This is a genomic window from Kineococcus arenarius subsp. arenarius, from assembly GCF_050871845.1.
In the GTDB taxonomy this organism is placed as follows: Bacteria; Actinomycetota; Actinomycetes; order Actinomycetales; family Kineococcaceae; genus Kineococcus.
In genome coordinates, this window is the sequence record NZ_JBJLSE010000024.1 from 1 (window position 1) to 18,373 (window position 18,373).

14 protein-coding genes and 2 tRNA genes are annotated in these 18,373 nt (G+C 75.6%); 6 read left to right on the forward strand and 10 right to left on the reverse strand.

Annotation, left to right across the window (positions count from 1 at the left end):
* Positions 1–38: 38 nt before the first annotated feature.
* Positions 39–111: transfer RNA gene (locus tag ACRYM0_RS08285), tRNA-Ala, on the reverse strand.
* 20 nt (positions 112–131) lie between these two features.
* Entirely contained in the window at positions 132–293 is a 162-nt protein-coding gene (locus ACRYM0_RS08290; protein ID WP_432503931.1) for a DLW-39 family protein, read from the reverse strand.
* 105 nt (positions 294–398) lie between these two features.
* On the opposite strand from ACRYM0_RS08290, the gene ACRYM0_RS08295 reads away from it, so the two are divergent.
* Genes ACRYM0_RS08295 through ACRYM0_RS08315 form a run of 5 tightly spaced genes read left to right on the forward strand, consistent with a single transcriptional unit; the run spans position 399 to position 6,741 of the window.
* Positions 399–1,586, forward strand: coding sequence for a glycosyltransferase (locus tag ACRYM0_RS08295; RefSeq protein WP_432503933.1), 1,188 nt, complete (start codon positions 399–401; stop codon positions 1,584–1,586).
* A gap of 1 nt (position 1,587) precedes the next feature.
* Positions 1,588–2,949, forward strand: coding sequence for an O-antigen ligase family protein (locus ACRYM0_RS08300; protein ID WP_432503935.1), 1,362 nt, complete (start codon positions 1,588–1,590; stop codon positions 2,947–2,949).
* Positions 2,937–4,088: a glycosyltransferase gene (locus tag ACRYM0_RS08305; RefSeq protein ID WP_432503938.1), complete on the forward strand. Its 1,152-nt coding sequence runs from the start codon at positions 2,937–2,939 to the stop codon at positions 4,086–4,088. The genes ACRYM0_RS08300 and ACRYM0_RS08305 overlap by 13 nt, the downstream gene beginning before the upstream one ends.
* A complete protein-coding gene (locus ACRYM0_RS08310) occupies positions 4,085–5,269 on the forward strand; it encodes a glycosyltransferase family 4 protein (protein WP_432503940.1) in 1,185 nt (394 codons plus the stop codon). The genes ACRYM0_RS08305 and ACRYM0_RS08310 overlap by 4 nt, the downstream gene beginning before the upstream one ends.
* Positions 5,269–6,741: a lipid II flippase MurJ gene (locus tag ACRYM0_RS08315; RefSeq protein ID WP_432504001.1), complete on the forward strand. Its 1,473-nt coding sequence runs from the start codon at positions 5,269–5,271 to the stop codon at positions 6,739–6,741. The genes ACRYM0_RS08310 and ACRYM0_RS08315 overlap by 1 nt, the downstream gene beginning before the upstream one ends.
* A 21-nt stretch (positions 6,742–6,762) precedes the next feature.
* Here ACRYM0_RS08315 and ACRYM0_RS08320 read toward each other — a convergent pair whose 3' ends face one another.
* Both ACRYM0_RS08320 and ACRYM0_RS08325 read right to left on the reverse strand, forming a co-directional pair.
* The gene (locus tag ACRYM0_RS08320; protein WP_432503942.1) at positions 6,763–7,932 is read right to left on the reverse strand and encodes a glycosyltransferase; all 1,170 of its coding nucleotides are present in this window, start codon (positions 7,930–7,932) and stop codon (positions 6,763–6,765) included.
* Positions 7,929–9,290: a sugar transferase gene (locus ACRYM0_RS08325; RefSeq protein WP_432503944.1), complete on the reverse strand. Its 1,362-nt coding sequence runs from the start codon at positions 9,288–9,290 to the stop codon at positions 7,929–7,931. Before ACRYM0_RS08325 ends, ACRYM0_RS08320 begins: the two co-directional genes overlap by 4 nt.
* Positions 9,291–9,559: 269 nt before the next feature.
* Between ACRYM0_RS08325 and ACRYM0_RS08330 the strand changes: the two genes are divergently transcribed.
* The gene (locus ACRYM0_RS08330; RefSeq protein WP_432503946.1) at positions 9,560–10,951 is read left to right on the forward strand and encodes a tyrosine-protein kinase domain-containing protein; all 1,392 of its coding nucleotides are present in this window, start codon (positions 9,560–9,562) and stop codon (positions 10,949–10,951) included.
* On the opposite strand, the gene ACRYM0_RS08335 is transcribed toward ACRYM0_RS08330, so the two are convergent.
* The 6 genes from ACRYM0_RS08335 to gyrB all read right to left on the reverse strand — a co-directional run bounded on the left by ACRYM0_RS08335 (position 10,888) and on the right by gyrB (position 18,167).
* Positions 10,888–11,559, reverse strand: a complete 672-nt coding sequence (locus tag ACRYM0_RS08335) for an arsenate reductase/protein-tyrosine-phosphatase family protein (protein ID WP_432503948.1) — start codon at positions 11,557–11,559, stop codon at positions 10,888–10,890. The genes ACRYM0_RS08330 and ACRYM0_RS08335 overlap by 64 nt on opposite strands.
* Positions 11,556–12,566, reverse strand: coding sequence for an AAA family ATPase (locus ACRYM0_RS08340; protein WP_432503950.1), 1,011 nt, complete (start codon positions 12,564–12,566; stop codon positions 11,556–11,558). The genes ACRYM0_RS08335 and ACRYM0_RS08340 overlap by 4 nt, the downstream gene beginning before the upstream one ends.
* 116 nt (positions 12,567–12,682) lie before the next feature.
* A tRNA-Ile gene (locus ACRYM0_RS08345) sits at positions 12,683–12,756 on the reverse strand.
* 80 nt (positions 12,757–12,836) lie between these two features.
* Positions 12,837–13,319, reverse strand: coding sequence for a DUF3566 domain-containing protein (locus ACRYM0_RS08350; protein ID WP_432503952.1), 483 nt, complete (start codon positions 13,317–13,319; stop codon positions 12,837–12,839).
* Positions 13,316–16,036: a DNA gyrase subunit A gene (gene gyrA / locus ACRYM0_RS08355; protein ID WP_432503954.1), complete on the reverse strand. Its 2,721-nt coding sequence runs from the start codon at positions 16,034–16,036 to the stop codon at positions 13,316–13,318. The genes ACRYM0_RS08350 and gyrA overlap by 4 nt, the downstream gene beginning before the upstream one ends.
* A 61-nt stretch (positions 16,037–16,097) precedes the next feature.
* Positions 16,098–18,167 (reverse strand): DNA topoisomerase (ATP-hydrolyzing) subunit B, encoded by a 2,070-nt coding sequence (gene gyrB / locus ACRYM0_RS08360; protein ID WP_432503956.1) that lies wholly within the window; start codon positions 18,165–18,167, stop codon positions 16,098–16,100.
* Positions 18,168–18,373 lie beyond the last annotated feature (206 nt).

The following is an 18,373-nucleotide window of genomic DNA, read 5'->3' on the forward strand; positions in this document are numbered from 1 at the left end:
CCCCCACCCGTCGGGTGGGGGCCTTCGTGCTGCCGGGGTGGAGGCGAGGGGACTCGAACCCCTAACCCCCTGCTTGCAAAGCAGGTGCGCTACCAATTGCGCCACGCCCCCCCGGTGGGGCCGGACCGCGCTCAACGCACGGTGTCGGTGGCCTCCGCCCAGAGGTCGCGCTCGGCCTTCGCCGACGCCTTGCGGCGCCACGCCAGGGCGGCGCCCGCGACGACGGCCACCAGCAGGAGCTTCTTCACGCGTGACCTCCACAGCGGTTCCAGGACGGCCACGAAGGCTAGCACGGGGCCCTCGACCGGCCCGGGCCCGCGGGACCGCCGCAGCGCGGCGCTCAGGTCCGCACCGCGCGCGCCGACGGGAGAGCACGACCCGACGCGACGCAGAGGACCATGGACGCACCGCAGACCGCACCGCAGACCGCACCGCACCGTCCCGGCAGGCCCGCCGGCGCGGCGCCCGCGAGCGCGCTCCCGGGCGGTGCGGGCGTGCGCACCGCGGTGGTGCACGAGTGGGTCGGCGCGCGCGCCGGGGCCGAGCAGGTCTTCGAGGCCCTGGCGGGCACCTGGCCCGACGCGGACCTGTACGCCCTCAGCAGCGCTCCCGGCGTGCACCTGGACCTCGGCGGCAGGCCCTTGCGCACCACCGCCCTGGACCGGAGCGCCACCCGCGAGCGCCGCGCCCTGACCCTGCCGCTGATGCCCCTGGCGTGGCGGGCCCTCGGACGCGGCGACTACGACCTGGTGGTCACTTCCCACCACGCCTTCGCCACCGCCAACCGCCTCGCGCGGCCCGGCGGCACCCACCTGGCGTACGTGCACACCCCCGCCCGGTACGTGTGGAGCCCCGAGCTGGACGGGCGCGGCACCTCGCCGCTGCTGGCGCCGGCGCGGCACCTGCTGGCCGGCGTGGACCGCCGCGCGGCCGCCCGCCTGAGCGGCGTGGCCGCCAACAGCGCCGAGGTGGCGCGGCGGGTCGAGCGCTTCTGGGGCCGCGAGGCCACCGTCGTGCACCCCCCGGTGGACGTCGACCGCTTCGCGCCGGCCCCCGGGGACCGCGACGAGCTGCACCTGCCGGACGGCTACCTGCTCGCCCTGGGCCGCTGGGTGCCCTACAAGAACCACCTCCTCGTCGTCGACGTCGCCGAGCGGCTGGGGCGGCCCGCCGTCCTCGCCGGTGCCGGGCCGCTGGCCGCCGCCCTGCGCGAGCGGGCGGCGGGCGCGTCCGTGCCGGTGCTCGTCGTGGAGCGCCCCGCGGACGCGCAGGTGCGCGAGCTCCTGCGCCGTGCGAGCGCCCTGGTGTTCCCGACCTTCGAGGACTTCGGCATCGTGCCGGTGGAGGCCATGGCCTCCGGCACGCCCGTCGTGGCCCTGGCCCGCGGGGGTGCCGCCGAGACCGTCGTGGACGGCGTCACCGGAGCTCTCGTGGCCGAGCACTCCCCCGCCGCGTACGCCGAGGCGCTCACCCGCGCCGAGGCGTGCTCCGCGGCCGCCTGCACCCTGCGGGCGCGCGACTTCGGCCCGGAGCGCTTCCGGGAGCAGGTGCGGGCGTGGGTCGCCTCCCACGGCGGGGGGCGCTGACGTGGAGCTGTTCCTCGGCGCGGCGCTGGCCGCCACGGGTGTGCTGGTGTGCGTGACCGCCGGCGACCGCACCCGCCTGCTGGTGGCCGCCTTCCTCGCCGTGCCGCAGGTCTTCGCCGGTCCGTTGGGGGCGCTGTCCCTGCCCCTGAGCCAGTGCTGGGTGGTCCTCGCGACGCTGTGCTGGCTGCTGGAGCGCAAGGGCGTGCCGCTGCGCGACCCGGTGCTGCGGGCGGTGCTGGCGCTGGCCGTCGTGCAGGTCGCAGCCGTCGTCTGGTCGCCCGAGCCGCTCGCCGGGGTGCTGGAGGCCGCCCGGCTGACGTCCTTCGCCTTCCTGTACCTGCACGCGGTGCGGGTGGAGCGCGAGGACCCCCGCGGCGCGCGCGGGCCGCTGACGGTCGTGCTGGCGTGGGCGCTGGTGGCGGCCGCGCTGGTGTGGGTCTTCCGGTTGTCGCCCGGGCTGGAGACGGCGTTCCTGCGCTCACCGCTGGCCGTCGCCGTCGCGGGGCCGGACGCCATGACGGCGTTCTGGGGCGAGGGCGCCAACAACGTGATGGACCCCGCCAAGGCCGGTGGGTTCTTCATCAACGCCAACGTGGCTTCCATGTTCCTGGGGGTCGCGACGTTCGCGTTCCTGGCCCTGAGCGTGGACGGCCACCGGCGCCGGTACCTCCTCGGTGCGCTGGCGACCTGGTCGGCCACCTTCGCGACCGGCTCGAAGACCGCCGCCGCGCTGGCGCTGCTGCTGCCGGTGGTGGTGCGGGCCGTGCACGTGCTGGGACGCCCTTCGGCGCGCTGGTTCCTGCCGCAGGCCGCCGTGGTCGTGGCCGGCGGCGCCTGGTTGCTGCCGCGCCTGCTGGAGCGGTACGTGCCCGCCTACGCGGACGCCTCCTCCGAGAGCCTCGCCAGCCGCGCCCCCATGTGGGAGGCGGCCCTGCAGATGTTCCAGGACCACCTGCTGCTGGGGCTGGGGCACGGCGGGTGGGCGCGCACGATGGAGCTGTACGCGCACCTGGGCGTGGACGCGCTGCCGCCGCACAACCTGCTGATCGCCGCGTGGGCGTCCACCGGCCTGGCCGGGGTGCTGGTCCTGCTGCTGCTGGCCGCGACCGTCCTGCACCGGCTGCTGGCCGTCGTGGTCCGCCGGGCCGGCTCCCCCCTGGCCCGCACCGCGGGGTTCGCCCTCGGGGCGTGGCTGTGGGCGCTGGTGCACGGCATGGGCGACAACACCGCGGTCTACGGGGAGGCCAAGTCGATGATCCTGCTGGCGCTGCTGCTGGGCGTCGTCACGGCCCGCCAGGACGCGGGGCCGGCGGTCCCGCCGGCCGTCGAGGCCCCCGCCCGGAGGTCGGCGTGCCCCGCGTAGCGGTGCTGCGCCACCAGCTGGCGGTGGCCTCGGAGCCGTTCGTGCTGGAGCAGGCGCGCCGCTTCACCCGCTACGAGCCGGTCCTCGTGGGGCGCGACCCGCTGCCTGCGCACGCCGACCCGGGCCTGCCCGTCGTCACCCTGGCGCAGCGGTGGGGCCCCGCCGCCGCCGGGTACGCGGTGGGTGCGCTGTCCTGGCCGCTCACCCGGGTGCTGCGCGAGGTGCGCGCCGACGTGGTCCTGGCGCACTTCGGCGTGGAGGGCGCCCACGCGCTGCCCAGCGCGCAGCGCGCCGGGGTACCGCTGGCGACCGTCTTCCACGGCTTCGACGCCACCTGCACCCGCGCGGCCCTGCTGCGGGCGCGGCGCGCCTCCTGGGTGACGTACGTGCGCCGGCTGCCGAGGCTGGCGCGGCACGGCGACCTGTTCCTGCCCGTGTCCGGCCACCTGCGCGACCGGCTCCTGGCGCGCGGCTTCCCCGCCGACCGCACCGTGACGCACCACCTCGGCCTGGACCTGGGCAAGGTCCCCGCCGCAGCGCCCGCCGGGGACGGCCGCACCGTCGTGCACGTCGCGCGGCTGGTGGAGAAGAAGGGCACCGAGCACCTCCTGCGCGCCGTGGCCCTGCTGGCCGCGCGCGGCGGCGACGTCCGGCTCGTGTGCGTGGGCGACGGCCCGCTGCGCGGCGCGCTCGAGCGGCTCGCCCGCGAGCTGGGGATCGCCGACCGCGTCGTGTTCACGGGGGTGCTGGCCAACCCGGACGTCCTGGCGCACGTCGCCGCCGCGAGCGTGCTGTGCCTGCCGAGCGTCACGGCGCGCTCCGGCGACCAGGAGGGCCTGGGCCAGGTGCTGCTGGAGGCGGGCGCCCTCGGCCGGCCCGTCGTCGCCACCGCACACGGCGGGATCCCCTCCGCCGTCGTCGACGGCGTCACCGGCCTGCTGGTACCCGAGGCCGACCCGGCCGCGCTGGCCGGCGCGCTGGCCCGGCTGCTGGACGACCCCGCCCTGGCCCGCCGCACCGGGGAGGCGGCGCGCGCGCACGTGCTGCGCTCCTTCGACGTCGCCCGGCAGACCGGCCGGCTGGAGGACCTGCTCGACGGGGTGCTGACCGCCCGCGGCGCGGGGGGTGGGCGGCGGTGAGCGGCCGCCTCGTCGTGCTGACCCGCGGGTTGCCGCTGCACGCGGCCGGCGGCATGGAGTCCGTCGCCTGGGACGTCTCGCGCGCCCTGGCCGCCGGCGGCTCCGCCGTCACCCTGATCACCACGGCGGTGCCGGGCCGTCCGGCGGCGTGGACCCTGGACGGCGTGGACGTGCGGACGCTGCCGGGGACGACGCCGGGGCGCTACTCGCGCACCTGGTGGTCCTCCTCCCGCCGCGCGCTCGAGGAGCTGCTGCGCACCGGTCCCGTCGCCGGCGTCCTGTCCGTCAGCGCCGGGGCGTTCTCCTGCGTGGACGTGGCCGCACCCGCCGGGGCGGTCCGCCCCCGGTTCGTCCTGCAGGCCCACGGCACGTCCGCGGCGGAGCTGACCTCCAAGCTGCGCAGCGGGTCCGCGCTCACCGCGCTGTCCGCCGTCCGCAACGCGCGGGCGCTGCTGCGCGACACCCGCACCTACCGCCGCTTCGACGCGGTGGTGGCGGTCGGGCCGGCCGTGACGGCGTCGCTGACCTCCCCGCCGCTGGGCCGGCTGGTGCGGATGCCGCCGGTGCGCACCGTCGCCAACGGCGTCGACACGTCGGTCTTCCACCCCGACCCGGCCGCGGCGGCCGCGGTCCGGCGCGAGCTCGGCGTGCCCGCCCCGGCGCGCCTGCTGCTCGTCGCCGGGCGCTTGCACCCGCAGAAGCGGGTGGACCGGGCGCTGCGGGCGCTGCGGTCGCTGACGCGCACCCGCCCCGACCTGGACCCGCACCTGCTCGTCGCCGGCGGCGGCGACGACGAGGGGCGGTTGCGGGCCCTGGCCGCGGACCTCGGCGTGGGCGGGAGGGTCCGCTTCACCGGCTCCGTGCCGCGGGAGCGGCTGGCGTCGCTCTGCGCCGCGGCCGACGCCTCCCTGCTGACCTCCGCCTGGCGCGAGGTGGGCCTGACGATGACGGTGCTGGAGTCCCTGGCCTGCGGAACCCCGGCGCTGGTCCCCCTGGGCACCGCCGGCACGCAGGACGCCGGCGGCGCCGTGACGCGCGTCGACGTGGCCGACGAGCGGGCGCTCGCGGCCGCGGCCGGAGGCGTCCTCGACCGCGGCCGCACCGGGGGGACCCTGCTGCCCGCGCACTGCGAGCTGCGGCGGGTGGCGCGCGAGTACGAGCGGGCGCTGCGGGGCCGGTGATGCGCTCCGCCGTGCAGCGGCTCTTCTGGGGCGGGCTGGCCGGCAAGCTGCTCGGCCTCGTGCGCGAGGTGCTGCTGGCCGCCGCGTACGGCACCGGTGCGCCCGCCGTGGCCGCCCGGGTCGCCCAGACCGCGACGCTCGTGCCCGTCGACCTGTTCACCGCCGACGCCCTCAGCGCCGGGTTCCTGCCGGTGCACGCCGAGCTGCGGCGGCGCGACCCCGCCCGCGCCGCCGCGCTGTTCCACGGGCTGCGGGCGCTGCTGCTGGCCCTGGCGCTGGTGGTGACCGTCGCGCTGCTCCTGCTCGCCGGCACCGTCGTGGACCTGCTGGCGCCCGGCCTGGACGAGGCCACCGCCGGCACGACGGCCACCTTCCTGCGCGTCATGGCGCTGGGGGTCCCCAGCTACCTGCAGTTCGCCCTGCTCAGCTACCTGGAGGCCTCGCACGGCTCCTTCCGCCTCTCCAGCGCCCGTGCCACCGTCCAGAACGCCGGGGTGGTGGCGGGGCTGGCGGTGGCCTGGTGGCTCTCGGCCCCGGTGGCGCTGGCGTGGGGGTTCCCCGCCGCGTACGTCGCCCTGCACGTCTGGGCGCACCGCTCGCTGCGCCGCCGCGGGCTGCTGCCGCCGGCGCGCTGGGACCGGCGCGACGCGCGCGCCGTCCTGGCACCGCTGTGGCGGCGGGTGCGCCCCCTGCTGCTGCTGCCGCTGGTGCTGCAGGCGTCGGTGGTGGCCGAGCGGGTGGTGGCCTCCCTGCTGGGCGACGGCGTGGTCGCCGCCGTGGACTACGCCCGCTTCGTCGCCACCACGGGCGTGAGCCTGCTGGCGGTGCCGCTGGGCCTGGCGGGTCTGGCGGTGCTGCCCGGCCTGAGCGCGAGCGCCACCCTGGAGCGCCTGGAGCGGCTGGTGCCGGCGGTGCTCGTCGTGGTGGTGCCGCTGTCGGCGGTGCTGGCGGTGGACGCCGGCGGGGTGGTGCGCGCGCTGTACGGGCGCGGCGCGTTCGACGCTGCGGCGGTCGCGACCTCCGGGCAGGTGCTCACCGGCTTCGCCGTCGGGTTCTGGGCGCAGGCGCTGTCGTACGTGCTGGTGAAGGCGCTGAACGCGCGCGACCGCAACCGCGCGGCCGTCACCGCCCTCGCCGCCGGGCTGGCGGTGACGCTGGCCGTGGACCTGACCCTGCCGGCGGTGCTGGGGCCGGTGGCGCTGGGCTTGGCCGTGTCGGCGGGGGCCGTGGTCACCACCGCGCTGGCGGCCCGGGCGCTGGGGGTGGGGGCGGTGCTGGCGCGGGGCGCGGCGCTGTGCGCGCCGGGGGCGCTGCTGGTGGCGCTCGCGGCTGCGGCGGCGGGGGCGGCGGTACCGGGGACGTGGGCGGGTCTGTCGCTCGGCTCGGCGGCAGCGCTGGTGGTGTGGGGGCTGCACGTGGCGTGCGTGCCGGCGCTGCGCCGCGCGCTCGCGCAGGTGCTGCGCCGCTCCTGAGGGCTCGGGGCCCACCCGGGGTCAGTGGGCGAGCAGGCCTTCCACCGCTCCGCGCAGCTCCTCGCCGCGCGAGGCCCAGTCGTGCCCGGCCGCCGCCCGCCCGCAGTGCAGCACGCGTTCGGCCCGCTCGGCCGCGGGCGCCGTCAGCAGGTCCAGGACCCGGTCGGCGAACGGGCCGGCGCCGTCCTCGGTCCAGACCGCGCCGGGCAGCGCGGGCACCGCGGGCAGCGCCGTGCTCACCACCGGCACGCCGGCGGCGAGGTACTCGTACGTCTTCAAGGGGCTGATCCCCTCCGTGAGCGGCGTCAGCCGGTACGGCACCAGTCCGACGACGGCCGCGGCCAGCTCCGCCGCCAGTTCCCGGGGGGGGAGCGGTCCCACCACCTCCGCACCCTCGGCCAGCAGCGCGCCCCACGCCGGGTGCGCCGTCGTGCCCGGCGCCACGGGACCGACCAGGCGCACGCGAGCGGTGCCCCGCAGGCGTCGTGCCAGCGCCGCCAGCAGCTCCAGGTCCACCTTGTGCGCGGCGAGCGTCCCGGCGAACACGGCCACCGGTTCGCGCGGTGCCCGCCGCTGCGCCGCGGCGGCCGCGAACAGCTCCACGTCGGCGACGTTGGGCAGGTGCCGCAGCGGGGAGAAGCCCTGCCGGTGCAGGTGCTCGCGCACGGCGCCGCTCGTGGCGATCGCCAGGTCGGCCGCGCCGGCCAGCTCCCGCTCGGCGGCCAGGAGGCGCGCGCGGGGCACGCCGGGGTTCTCGTGCAGCAGGTCCACCAGGTGGTAGACGGTCGCGTCGGCGAGGCCGGGTAGGTCGTACGCGAACGGGGTGTACGTCCACAGCACCCGCGGGCCGGGGTGCTCGGCCCACCGCCGCACCTGCCGGTGCAGCAGGTGGGCGTTCAGCGCCCGGGTCGCCGGCCCGTGGTGCGGGACGAGCCGCGGCGCGACGACCGCCGCGCCGGGCGGGACGGGCCGGGCCGCGCGGGACGAGGCGGGGCGCAGCGCTCCCGGCAGCAGCCGCCGCAGCACCCGGCGGGCGTCGCCGGGGCGCAGCCGGCGCGTGCCGGTGCCCTCGGCGAACACGACCGGCCAGCGGCGTGCGAGCGCCGCCACGGCCCGGTGCTGGTTGGTGGCGACGGCCGCGTCCCAGTCCGCGGTGCCCAGCACCAGGACGAGGGGGCCGGGCGCGCTCACCGGCCGGCGGCCGCGACGACCTGCACGACCGTGCGCAGCAGGATCTTCACGTCCAGCCACAGCGACCAGTTCTCGACGTAGTGGTTGTCGTAGCGGGCCCGGTCGGCGATGGAGGTGTCCCCGCGCAGGCCGTTGACCTGGGCCCAGCCGGTGATGCCGCACGGCACCCGGTGGCGCCACAGGTACTCGTCGTGCTCGGCGCCGAAGCGCTCCACGAAGTACGGCCGCTCCGGCCTCGGGCCCACCAGGGACATGTCGCCGCGCAGCACGTTCCACAGCTGCGGCAGCTCGTCCAGGGACAGCCGGCGCATCCAGCGGCCCAGCGGGGGCAGGCCGTCGTCCGCGACGCTCCACCGGGTGGCGCTCTCCTCCGCCGTGGCGCGCACGCTGCGGAACTTCAGCAGCTCGAAGCGGCGCCCGGCCAGCCCCACCCGCTCCTGGCGGAACAGCACGCCCGGTCCGCCGTCCAGGCGCACCGCGAGGGCGCACAGCCCCAGCAGCGGACTCAGCAGGAGCAGGCCCGCCGCGGACGCCACCACGTCCACGACCCGCTTGAAGCGCCACGACGGCGCCCGGAACGCCGGACGCCGCAGCCGCACCAGCGGCACGCCGCGCAGCAGCTGCATCGTCCGGGAGGTGCTGGTGACCTGCCAGTAGCGCGGCACCGTGAAGATCTCGACGTCCAGGCCGTGGCAGGCGCGCAGGACGTCCACGACGACGGGTTCGGGCACGTTGGAGTACCCGATGATCACGACGGAGGCCTCGTGCTCGCGGACCAGGCGCGGCAGGTCGGCGATCCGGCCGAGCACCGGCAGCGGCCGGGAGCACGGGGGCAGGCGCGGTTCGTCGTCCACGAAGCCGACGGGCAGCAGGCCGTGCTCCCGGCGCGCCAGGACGCCCGCCAGTTGCGCCCCCAGGCCACCGCAGCCGACGACGAGGGTGCGCCGCCCGCCCCGTCCGCTGCGGCGCACCGCCTGCACGAGCACGTACGCGCCGGCGCGGGCGGCGACGACGAGCGCGGTCTGGGCGGCCGCGAACCGCAGCAGCGGCCCGTCCACGGGCCCGGCCCCCAGCACGACGTCGGCGAGGGAGGTCACCCCCAGGGCGGCCAGGGCCGCGGCCAGCAGCAGCGGCAGGTCGTCCAGGGCGCTGGGTTCCAGCCGGGGCCGGTACAGGCCGGTGAAGCCGTGCACGGCCAGCAGGGACACGCCGAACACGGCCAGGCCCGGGTGCCGCAGCCCGTCGGCGAGGCCGGGCAGGAACAGGTCCGCCAGCAGGACGACCAGCACGCAGCCGGCGTCCACGGCCACCAGCAGCGCGGTCAGCCGCGAGCGCGGGCGGCGGGCGGTGCCCGGCACCGGGCAGGGCTGTCCCGGGACCGGTGGGCGGGCTCCCGCCGTCGGGTCTCCGGTCAGCGTCACGTCGGTGCTCCAGGTGCTTCGGGCTGCTACCACACGGCTCGGGGATCCCCCGGGTTCCGTCGGCCGGACGGCGTGTCGACTTGAGCCGGAGGGGGCGCGGAACCCGGTTCAGGTCGTCCGCCGTGACGCCGATGGACCCTCGTCCGCACCACCGGGTGCCGGCCCCACCTCGCCCGACCCTCAGGAGCACCGAGGAGCACCGCCCGATGGAGCTGGTCGACTACCTGCGCGCGCTGCGCAAGCACTGGGTGCTGGTGGTCCTCTCGGTGCTGGTCGGACTGGGCGCGGGAGGCGGGTCGACGGCGCTGAGCACCCCGCTGTACCGGGCGGACTCGCTGCTGTTCGTCTCCATGCACGACGGCGGCAACGCCGTGGCGCTCATGCAGGGCGGCATGTTCACCCAGCAGCGGGTGCAGTCCTACACGGGCGTGCTCACCAGCCCCAAGGTGCTCCAGCCCGTGATCGACGAGCTGGACCTGGACACCACGGCGCGCGCGCTGGCGGAGCACATCGGCTCCGACGCCCCGCTGGGCACGGTCCTCATCGAGGTCACCGTGGAGGACTCCTCGGCGCAGCGGGCCGCCCGCATCGCCGACTCGGTCGCGAAGCACTTCGGCACGGCCGTGGCTGAACTGGAGCGGCCCTCCCCGGACGTGGTCAGCCCCGTGCGCGTCAGCGTGCTGCGCCCGGCGGAGGTCCGCGAGGAGCCCATCGCCCCCAGCCTGTCCCGCAACCTCGCGCTGGGCCTGCTGTTCGGGGTGAGCGCCGGGACGGGCCTGGCGGTGCTGCGGGAGGTGCTGGACACCACCGTGAAGACCCCGGCCGGCATCACGGACCTGGGCACCCCGCTGCTGGGCACCACCCTGCTCGGGGAGGGCGGCGAGAAGCCGGAACTGGTCGGGGAGCACGCGCGCACTCCGCAGTCGGAGGCGCTGCGGCAGATCCGCACGAACCTGCAGTTCGCCGACGTGGACCACCCGCCGCGGGTGGTGGTGGTCACCTCCGCGCTGCCGGGCGACGGCAAGAGCACCCTGGCGGTGAACCTCGCCCTGACGACGGCGCTGGCGGGGGTGCGCACGATCCTCGTGGAGGCGGACCTGCGGCTGCCGAAGGTGGCGGAGTACCTGGGGGTGGACCGCAGCGCGGGCCTGACGACGGTGCTGGCCGGGCGAGCCGACGTGGACGACGTGCTGCAGCCCTACGGGGACTCGGGCCTGTCGGTGCTGGCCAGCGGGCCGATCCCGATGAACCCCTCCGCGCTGCTGGGCTCGCGGCACATGGCCGACCTGCTGGAGCGGCTGCGTGAGCGCGCCGAACTGGTCATCGTGGACAGCCCGCCGCTGCTCCCGGTGGCCGACGCGGCCGTGCTGGCCCGGCAGGCGGACGGGGCGATCGTCGTGGTGCGGCACGGGCGCACGACCCGCGACCACCTCACCCGTGCCCTGGAGCGGTTGCGGGCGGTGGACGCCCGGGTGCTGGGCGCGGTGCTGTCGATGGTGCCCGCGCGGCGCTCGGAGTACACCTACCCGTACGACTACGGGTACGGGTACCAACCGGAGACCGCGACCGACGCGGAGCCGTTGCTCGCGGAGCGCTGAGCGGCCGGGCGCGCCGGGGCGGCCACGGCGTCGAGCACGTCCTCGACGGCCGCAGCCAGGCGCCGGGCGGTGCTGCGGTGCTCGGCCACCGGGTGGCGGTGCACGTCGGGCACGTCGTCGGCGACGGGAGCGGCGGGAGCGGTGGGCCCGCGCATCGCGGGCGCCGCCGCCAGCAGCGCGCGCCAGCCGGCGGCGGGGTCGGCCTCGCCCCGCTCGCCCCCGCCGCGCGGCACGGCGGCGGCGATGCGGGCGAGCTCGGGCAGGGTGAACGTGCGGCGCTGGGCCGTGGGGAGCACGTCCACCACGGCAGCGCGGTGCCGGCGCGTCATGGTCAGCACCAGGTCGGCCTCGTGCACGAGCGCCTCCTCGAGCTGCCGCGCGGCGAACCCGTCCGGCGGGGAACCGGTCACCTCCTGCAGCACCTGCGCGGTGACGGGGTCCACGCCCTGCCCGACGAGGGCGCGGGTGCCCGCGCTGCTCACCCGCACGCGGGACGCGCGGGCGCCGAACCGCTCGTCGAGCCGGTGCCGCAGCAGGGCCGCGGCCAGCGGGGAGCGGCTGACGTTGGCGGTGCACACGACGAGGACGCCGAAGCCGGCACGGCTCACGGCGCCATCTTCAGCACCTGCCGCCGCTCGCGCAGCGCACCGAGCAGCGCCGCGGTCTCCACGTGCCGCCGCCCCTCCAGCAGCGCCTGCTTGGCCGCCGCCTGGGCGGCCGCGGAGACCTCCTCGTGGCTGAGGCCGCTGGCGGTGGAGGCCACGCGGGGCCACTCGACGGCGCTGAGGTCGAACTCGCGCAGGCGGCGCAGCACCACCTCGTGCACGACGCCGGTGGTGGGCAGGGGGTAGTCGACGAGGGCGTCGAAGCGGCGCAGCACCCACCGCTCCAGCAGCTGGGGGCGGTTGCTGGTGGCGACGACGAGGCTGGTGGAGGCGTCCTGGGCGAGCAGGGTCGTGAAGGAGCGCAGCGCGTCGCGCGAGCCGGTCCCGGGTGCGCCGCCCGCGTCGGCCGCCGGGCGGCGCGCCGGGTCGAGGAGGGCGTCGAGGTCGTCGAAGAGGTAGACCGCGCGCGTCTGGGCGACGAGGTCGAAGACGAGCCGCAGCTTGGCGGCGGCCTCGTCGGCGTCCAGCTCGGCGACCGCGTCGAGGGGGACGGTGAACACCGGCAGGAGCAGCTCGGCCGCGAGGGCGTGCGCCGTCATGGACTTGCCCGTGCCGGGCGGACCGGTGAGCAGCAGGCGGCGCACCGGGTCGAAGCCGTGCGCGCGCAGGGTGTCCTGGCGGCGCTGCTCGGCGAGCACCCGGTGCAACCGGGACATGACGTCCGCTCCGAGGGCCACGTCGGCCAGCCGGGTGCCGGGCTGCACCACGGTCAGCAGGCCGGCGAGCTCGCCGCGCGGTTGAGCGAGCGGCACGGCGCGAGCCGGCAGTCCGGCAGCAGCCGGGCGCGCGCCGCGGCCGGCGTCCAGGAGGGCGCGCACCTCCTCGGCGTAGCGGGTGCGGCCGGTGCGGGTGGCGGCTTCGGCGATCTGCAGCACCACGGAGCGGAACCGGGTGTCGTCGCCCAGGCTGTGGCTCTCCACCAGCGCCTTGACCTGTGCCGCCGTCGCCATGACCCTCCCTGAAGTCACCAGGAGCCTACAGGGAGTGATATGAAGCCCGGGGCGTCGACGGACCGCCCCGGAACGCGGAGAACCCCGCACCGGATCGGCGCGGGGTTCTCGGGAGGTGGGCCTAGGAGGACTTGAACCTCCGACCTCTTCCTTATCAGGGAAGCGCTCTAACCGACTGAGCTATAGGCCCGGAACTGCGCGAGCGCAGCGGTCCCCACTCTACCGGACGCCCGGGCGTGCCACCGACCGCCGGTGTCTGCCGGTGGGTGGTCAGTCGTCCGAGAGCGTCACGTGCAGGCCGCCGACCAGCGCGGCCGACACGTTGTACAGGAACGCCAGGATCGTGGACAGCGCCGTGAGCAGCACCACGTCGACCACCGCGATGACCGTGGCCAGCGACAGGACCTTGCCGAAGCCCAGGTAGTCCAGCAGGTTGACGTCCACCTCGCCGCCGACGACGTCGCGCAGCAGCCCGTTGACGTCGGTGAAGACGCCCATGCCGTCCAGCACGCTCCACACCACGGCCGTGGCCACCACCAGCGCGATGCCCACCGCCACCGACAGCAGGAACGACAACTTCGTCACCGACCACGGGTCCACCCGCGCCAGCGTCAGCCGGACCCGCCGCGGCACCTCCACCGCCTGCGCCGGGCCCGTGCGCGCCGCCGGGCGGGACGGTGCTGCAGCGCTGGCCTTCGACGGGCTCGCCGCCGCGGTGGCGGGCGAGGAGGCCGTGCGTTCGGCGGGGCTCACGAGGCACCTCCGGAGTCGGTGTCGGTCTCGACCGCGGAACCCCCGTCGGCCGATCCAGGAGACCGTACGTCATGAGCCGGGTCCGGCGCAGTGTCTGCGGGGGACGGGGGCTCGTCCGCGCCGAGCGCGGCGGCCTGGTCGTCCCCGCTCCCGGCCACGTCCTGCAGCGGGTCGTCGACCCCCTGGACGGTGGCCTCCGACGCCTCCTCGGCGGCCACCTCGTCGTCCAGGACGCGCTCGGCGTTGCGGGCCACCGCGATGATGCGGTCCCCCGGCTCGGGGCGGGCGAAGGTGACGCCCATCGTGTCGCGGCCCTTGGCGGGGACCTCGTCCACCCGCGAGCGCACCACGCGCCCACCGGCCATGACGACGAGGACCTCGTCCTCCCCGGAGACCGTCAGGGCGCCCACGAGGTCGCCGCGCGCCTCGGCGAGCTTGGCGACCTTGATGCCGAGCCCGCCGCGCCCCTGCCGGCGGTACTCCGCGATCGCGGTGCGCTTGGCGTACCCGAGCTCCGTGACGACGAAGACGTCGAGGTCGTCGGAGGCCACGGCCATCGCCAGCAGCTCGTCGTCGCCGCGGAACTTCATGCCCGTCACACCGGAGGTGGCCCGCCCCATCGGGCGCAGGGTGTCGTCGGCGGCGGGGAAGCGCACGCTCATCCCCTTGCGGGAGACGAGGAAGAGGTCGTCCCCCTCGTCGACCAGGGCGGCGGCGAACAGCTCGTCGTCGACCTCCTCGCCGTCCGCGCCGGGGCGCTGGCGCAGGTTGATGGCGATGAGCCCGCCGGAGCGGTTGGAGTCGTACTCGCTCAGCCGGGTCTTCTTGACGATGCCGCCGCGGGTGGCGAGCACCAGGTGCGGCGCCTGCTCGTAGTCCGCGATGTCCAGGACGGCGACGATGCGCTCCCCCGGCTGGAAGGCCAGCAGGTTCGCGACGTGCTGGCCGCGCCCGTCGCGGCCGCCCTCGGGCAGCTCGTAGCCCTTGGCGCGGTACACCCGGCCCAGGTTCGTGAAGAACAGCAGCCAGTGGTGGGTCGTGGTGGTGAAGAAGTGCTCCACCACGTCGTCCTCGCGCAGGGACGCCCCGCGCACGCCGCGGCCGCCGCGGCGCTGGGCGCGGTACAGGTCGGTGCGGGTGCGCTTGGCGTAGCCGCCGCGGGTGACGGTGACGACGACGTCCTCGACGGGGATGAGGTCCTCGACGCTCATGTCGCCCTCGAAGGGCAGGATCTGCGTCTTGCGCTCGTCGCCGTACCTGTCGACGAGCTCGGTCAGCTCGTCGCCGACGATCTGCCGCTGCCGCTCGGGCCGGGCGAGGATGTCGTTGTAGTCCGTGATGAGCCGCATCAGTTCGTCGTGCTCGTCGGTGATGCGCTGGCGCTCCAGCGCGGCCAGCCGGCGCAGCTGCATCTCCAGGATGGCGCGGGCCTGGACGTCGTCGATCGCGAGGAGCCCCATCAGGCCGTCGCGCGCGGCCTCGACCGTGGCGCTGGCCCGGATCAGGGCGATGACCTCGTCGAGCGCGTCGAGCGCCTTGAGCAGGGCGCGCAGGATGTGCGCGCGCTCCTCGGCCTTGCGCAACCGGAACCGGGTGCGGCGCTGGATGACGTCCAGCTGGTGGGTGATCCAGTGCTTGAGGAAGGCGTGGATCGGCAGCGTGCGCGGCACGCCGTCCACCAGCGCGAGCATGTTGGCGCCGAAGTTCTGCTGCAGCTGGGTGTGCTTGTAGAGGTTGTTGAGCACGACCTTGGCCACGGCGTCGCGGCGCAGCACGATGACCAGGCGCTGACCGGTCTTGCCGGAGGTGTGGTCCTGCACGTCCGCGATGCCGGACAGCCGGCCGTCGCGGACGAGGTCCGCGATGTTGACCGCCAGGTTGTCGGGGTTGACCTGGTAGGGCAGCTCGCTGACGACCAGGCAGGTGCGCCCGGAGATCTCCTCGACCTCGACGACCGCGCGCATGGTGATGGAGCCGCGACCGGTGCGGTAGGCGTCGTTGATGCCGCGGTGGCCCAGGATCAGCGCACCGGTCGGGAAGTCCGGGCCCTTGACGCGCTGCAGCATCGCGGCCAGCTGCTCGTCGTCGGAGGCGTCCGGGTTCTCCAGCAGCCACTTCACGCCCTCGGCGACCTCGCGCAGGTTGTGCGGCGGGATGTTGGTCGCCATGCCGACGGCGATGCCGGCGGAACCGTTGACGAGCAGGTTGGGGAACCGGCTCGGCAGGACGTCGGGCTCCGCGGTGTGCCCGTCGTAGTTCGGGGAGAAGTCGACGGTCTCCTCGTCGATGTCGCGGACCATCTCCATGGCCAGCGGCGCCATCCGGCACTCGGTGTAGCGCGGCGCGGCGGCCGGGTCGTTGCCGGGCGAGCCGAAGTTGCCCTGCCCGTCGACGAGCGGGTAGCGCAACGACCAGTCCTGGGCGAGGCGGACCAGCGCGTCGTAGATGGAGGTGTCGCCGTGCGGGTGGTAGTGACCCATGACGTCACCCACGACGCGGGCGCACTTGGAGTACCCGCGGTCCGGGCGGTACCCGCCGTCGTACATCGCGTACAGCACGCGGCGGTGCACGGGCTTGAGCCCGTCGCGCACGTCCGGCAGCGCACGCGAGACGATGACGCTCATCGCGTAGTCGAGGTACGAGCGCTGCATCTCGAGCTGCAGGTCGACCTGCTCGACGCGGTCGCCGGTGGGGGGTTCGGTGGTGCTCTCGCTCACGGCGGGGTCCCTCTCAGGTCACGGGTTCTCGGGTGCTGGTTCCACGTGGAACGAGGGGGACCTACACGTCGAGGAACCTCACGTCGCGGGCGTTGCGCTGGATGAAGGAGCGGCGCGACTCCACGTCCTCGCCCATCAGCACCGAGAAGACGGCGTCGGCCGCGGCGGCGTCCTCGAGGGTCACCTGCAGCAGCGTGCGGTGCGCGCGGTCCATGGTCGTCTCGGACAGCTCGTCCCAGTTCATCTCGCCCAGGCCCTTGTAGCGCTGGGTCCGGTTCTCCTTGGGCAGCTTCTTGCCCGCGGCCAGCCCGGCCTCGATGAGGGCGTCGCGCTCGCGGTCGGAGTAGGCGAACTCGTGCTCCACACCGCCCATCCACTTGATCCGGTACAGCGGCGGCTGGGCCAGGTAGACGTAGCCGTTCTCCACCAGCGGGCTCATGTAGCGGAACAGGAGGGTCAGCAGCAGCGTGCGGATGTGCTGCCCGTCGACGTCCGCGTCGGCCATGATGATGATCTTGTGGTACCGCAGCTTGTCGAGGTTGAACTCCTCGCCGATGCCGGTGCCGAACGCCGTGATGAGCGCCTGCACCTCCTGGTTGCCCAGGGCCCGGTCCAGCCGCGCCTTCTCGACGTTGAGGATCTTCCCCCGGATCGGCAGGATCGCCTGGGTGCGAGGGTCGCGCCCGCGAGTGGCCGACCCGCCGGCGGAGTCGCCCTCGACGATGAAGACCTCGCACTCCGAGGGGTTGTTCGACTGGCAGTCCTTCAGCTTGCCGGGCAGCGAGTTGCGCTCCAGCAGCGACTTGCGGCTCGCCTCGCGGGCCTTGCGGGCCGCCTGGCGCGCCACCAGCGCGGAGTGCGCCTTCTTCGCGATGGTGTACGCCTCCTTGGGGTTGGAGGCGAACCAGTGCCCGAGGTGCTCGCGCACCTGCGCGTTGACGAAGGTGCGCGCCGAGGTGTTGCCGAGCTTGGTCTTCGTCTGGCCCTCGAACTGCGGCTCGGACAGCTTCACCGAGATGACGGCGGTCAGGCCCTCGCGGATGTCGGAACCCTCGAGGTTCTCGTTGTCCTTGAGCAGCTGGGGCTTCGCGGCCCGGGCGTACTCCTGCACCAGCGCCGTCAGCGCCGTGCGGAAGCCCGTCTCGTGGGTGCCGCCCTCGGTGGTGTTGATGGTGTTCGCGTACGTGAAGACGGCCTCGGAGTAGGCGGTCGTCCACTGCATGGCGATCTCCACGGAGATGCCCTGCTCGGCGTCCTCCGCCTCCAGGGAGATGATCGAGTCGTGCAGCGCGTCGTTCTTCTTCTGCGCGTTGACGTGCCGGACGTAGTCGACCAGGCCCCCGTCGTAGCGGTAGGTCACCTCGCGCAGCGGCGCCTCGTCGACCGCCTCGGCCTCGGCCTCGCCGTCGGCCGTGGGGCGCTCGTCGTGCAGCGAGATCGTCAGCCCCTTGTTGAGGAAGGCCATCTGCTGGAAGCGGGTGCGCAGCGTCTCGAAGTCGAACGTCGTCGTCTCGAACGTCTCCGCGCTCGGCCAGAACGTCACCGTGGTGCCGGTCTCCGCGGTCTCCTCGCCCTTGGCCAGCGGGGCCACCGGAACGCCGTCGGCGTACGACTGGCGCCAGACGTGGCCCTGCCGGCGCACCTCGACGTCCAGGCGGCGCGACAGCGCGTTGACCACGGAGATGCCCACGCCGTGCAGCCCGCCGGACACCGCGTACCCGCCGCCGCCGAACTTGCCACCGGCGTGCAGCACCGTCAGCACGACCTCGATCGCCGGGCGGCCCTCGCCGGGCATGACGTCCACCGGGATGCCGCGGCCGTTGTCCTGCACCCGCACCCCGCCGTCGGCGGTCAGCGTCACCCCGATGGTGTCGCAGTGACCGGCGAGCGCCTCGTCGACGGAGTTGTCGACGACCTCGTAGACCAGGTGGTGCAGGCCCCGCTCACCGGTGGAGCCGATGTACATGCCGGGGCGCTTGCGGACGGCCTCCAGGCCCTCCAGGACGGTGATGGCGTCGGCGCCGTAGTCCGAGGACGGGGTGCCGTCGGCCGCGACGGCGTCCGCCAGGGACGGCGCTTCCTCCGGTGCGGGCGACTGCTGGTCGGGGTTGGTCGGCTCTTGGTCTGGCACGAGCGCGTGCTCTCCCTCCGCGTCGAGCGGCGCGGGGGCGGGCGTGCGGAGACGAGCCCCGAGACGCCGGGGCCACCACGACCGCCAGGTTCACGCCATTCTACCCCGCGCGGAGCCGCCGGACGCGTCAGCGGGCCGCCCAAGGCGCCTGTGGCGCGCCGACCCCCCGTCCGCGGGGGGACCTACGCGCCGCCACCCGCGAGCGC